A 3,377-nucleotide genomic window follows, 5' to 3' on the forward strand; every position below is an offset into this window, starting at 1 on the left:
TTAATCTGTTCCGGTTCTGCAGAAATAATCCCGTGAACAGGGTTGATACAGACGGCAGGGCTCCTGTTGATTATACAGCATATAAACTCAATAGGTCACAGAGAGACATGGTTGATAAATTGGCTGGCATCGGAGCGGACAAATTTTGGGAAACGGATGCTTCCAGATGGGAAGACATTCCAGGGACGCTTAAAGACGCAGTTTTTGATGCGATAGGTAAGACGCTGAGAGATAATGATTTATCAAAAGATGGTCTGCCTCAGGTTGTATACGACAATGCTAAGGGATTATTTCATAGTCGGCTTGAATGGAAAGGATATACTAATCCCTCTTCCGACCAATCGATGGGACTTCTTCACCTTTACTCTGCAATGGAGGGAGCGAGGTATATAAATCATCATGCCAGAGTTCATACGGGGCATTCCAGTGGTCCATATCATCATAGTCTTGACCAAGTGGTTAACACATCGGCATCACAACTGGCTAAATCAGGGGGTGAATATACGGTCGGTTACTCTCACGATAAAAAAACGAAGGTTGAATCAGCCAAAAAGTATTTAAATAAACTCAGGGATAATTCAAAATTCATTACCCGTGCATTTAATTCCGCGCTGGAGCGTTATCAGAACGAAGACAGTGCGAAAGAAGCTCTACGCGATTTTAAGGACAAAACAATGTACCGGGGTACCCGCATGCGGGCAAACTCTATAACTACACTGGAGAATGCTGCCCGGTCGGATAGAAGCTGGACAGCAAAACAATTTTTATCTGTTTCTCCTGATGAGAAACAAACAAGGGGTTTTGCTCTTGGTACGTTTGGGACGCAGGATGAACAGCATAAAAAATGGAGGGGGGAGACCAGTCAGATAAATTTGACATTTTCTTCAGCAGGAGCGATGCCGACAGTAATGACAAGTGAAATTGAATTTATTTTCCCGGCTGGCACGAAGTTTAATGTAAAAAAAACAACAAGTGGTTATCATTTGTCGAGGCAGTACTAATATACATGAGCCCGTTTAGAACGACCCTGTACACGATTCTGTGTAAATGCCTTTTCTCAGAAGTGACCGTTCAGGCGGTCACCGAACTCGATAATAAAACGGCTCATCGCCATACGCCAGTCCCTCAGCGGCATCGTCCATTTCTGTGACGCAGCCTGGATTGCAAGCCATACCACTTTTTTCACTGCGTCGTCCGTCGGGAACACCTTACGCTTTTTGATGGCATGCCGGATCACGCTGTTCAGCGACTCGATGGCATTCGTTGTGTAGATCACCTTGCGGATGTCTGCCGGATAAGCGAAGAACGTCGCCAGATTGCTCCAGTTTGCCTGCCAGCTCCGGCTTATCTGCGGGTAGCGGCTGTCCCATGCGCTGGCGAACGCTTCCAGTGCCTGCTGGCCTGCTTCTTCCGTGGGGGCCTGATAGATGGCTTTCAGGTCGCGAGTGACGGCTTTGTAGTCCTTCCAGGAGACGAACCGCAGGCTGTTGCGCACCATATGCACGATGCACAGCAGGATGCGGGCTTCCGGATACACGGCGTTGATGGCGTCCGGGAAGCCTTTAAGCCCGTCGACACAGGCGATGAGGATATCGTTCAGGCCGCGGTTTTTAAGTTCGGTCAGCACATTGAGCCAGAACTTCGCGCCCTCGTTTTCGGCCAGCCACATACCCAGTAATTCTTTCTGGCCTTCGATGTTAATACCCAGGGCAAGGAACACGGATTTATTGATGACGCGACTGTCCTGTCGGACTTTCAGCACTATACAGTCAAGATAAACAATGGGATAGACTGCGTCCAGTGGCCGATTTTGCCACTCAGTGACCTGCTCCATGACGGCGTCAGTGACCTTTGAGACCAGCGCTGGCGAGACATCGGCGTCATACAGCTTTTTGAACGCAGCGGTGATCTCGCGGGTGGTCATCCCTTTGGCATACAACGATAAAATCTGGTTATCCATCCCGGTGATCCGGGTCTGGTTCTTCTTCACCAGCTGGGGTTCAAAGGAACCATCACGATCGCGCGGAGTACGCAGCTCCAGTGGGCCATCACCAGTGATAACCGTCTTTTGGGTGTAGCCGTTGCGGGCGTTGGTCGCCGGTTTGGGCTGATTTTTAGTAGCCGAGGTGATGGGTCATTTCGGCGTTGAGCGCCGCCTCGACGCTGATTTTTTTCAGCAGGCGATCGAACTGGTTGAGATCGTCAGGGATTTTGAGATTTCTGGCCAGTTCGTTAGCCAGGGCCTGCAACTGTTTTTCGTCCATAAATTAACCTGTTTTTGATGTTGGATTGAATATATCAAAATCAGGCAATTACACAAATCTATGTACAGGCTCTATTTTCCACGCAAAGCCCCCGTTGTTACTGGCATTTTCGAATATACTGTCTCCGATCCACTTTTCCTGATATGTCCCCCTGGCACAGCATCGAAAAATATCAAATAGTGTTAGTCGTTATACGATGTTTACTCACGAAAGTATTTACAGCCGTATCCGTTCCGTTAATCCGTGTCCGCAGGCCTTTTTCTTTTTTAGAAATATTTAACTCATTAACGTCCTGACCAAAATGAAGGCGTGCGTGCGAATGCCACTCGATATAAGGTTTCATTGGGTCTTCATTACTTTTCCCGTCAATCGCAACATTTTTAAAATAATCGAGTTGCCCACTACTGGCGTAACGTATCAAAGGATACATATTTACCATTGCCGCCATTTGATTTTGCAGGAAGCCATCATCCTCATACTTTGACTGAGCGAACAAATCCATTGAATCCCGGGATGTGTAAGTAAGATGACCGAGAGGACGTTCTGTTAAAAAAAAGGCACTCAATCCATAAGCCTTCGGATCGGCATCTGGGACCCCACCTTGCAGATGTTCCATGGATTGCATCTGAATGCTGCCATGTACAGGGTGAGCTGATGCTGATGACACCTCAATACTTCCGGAATCTGACAGGTCGTAATGTCTTTTTAAATCCACCGAGGCGTTTGCAAAATGTATTAGTTCTCTGTTGCGGTGGATACGGTCATGTACATAAGACGGATCGCTGAGCCTTTTCCCTGTCGCGAAAGTATTTTTAACATAATCATCTGTATAATTCTTTATGTCTTCATATCGGACGTTAATCGAGCGAGGCGCATCTTCGAGATAACTCACAATTTTCGTAAGACTCTCGCCCAGCTCCTGTCCCCGAAGATTGAATCTTTCGGCGAGGACCTTCTCAGCCTCCTCTTGATCGTGTCTGGCTCTGATAAGGATCTTATTCTGCACATTCTCATGAAAATTAATTTTTAGTAGTTCATGAGCATTATCATCCTGTCTCCCATCATCATCGATGACATTCACGGGATTATTTCTGCAGAACCGGAACAGATTGC

2 protein-coding genes and 1 pseudogene are annotated in these 3,377 nt (G+C 47.1%); 1 reads left to right on the forward strand and 2 read right to left on the reverse strand.

What is annotated here, in order from left to right; genetic code table 11:
• Positions 1 to 1,001, forward strand: a 1,001-nt coding sequence (locus ACTJJI_RS26095) for a hypothetical protein (RefSeq protein WP_440656284.1), incomplete at its 5' end; no start/stop codon positions are given.
• A gap of 56 nt (positions 1,002 to 1,057) precedes the next feature.
• Here the strand turns inward: ACTJJI_RS26095 and ACTJJI_RS26100 are convergent.
• Positions 1,058 to 2,264 (reverse strand): annotated as a pseudogene (locus ACTJJI_RS26100) (IS256 family transposase).
• 172 nt (positions 2,265 to 2,436) lie between these two features.
• Positions 2,437 to 3,377: hypothetical protein (locus tag ACTJJI_RS26105; RefSeq protein ID WP_440656286.1), on the reverse strand; the 941-nt coding region annotated here is incomplete at its 5' end.

The organism is Enterobacter sp. 22466 (genome assembly GCF_052044775.1).
GTDB classification, from domain to species: domain Bacteria; phylum Pseudomonadota; class Gammaproteobacteria; order Enterobacterales; family Enterobacteriaceae; genus Enterobacter; species Enterobacter dissolvens.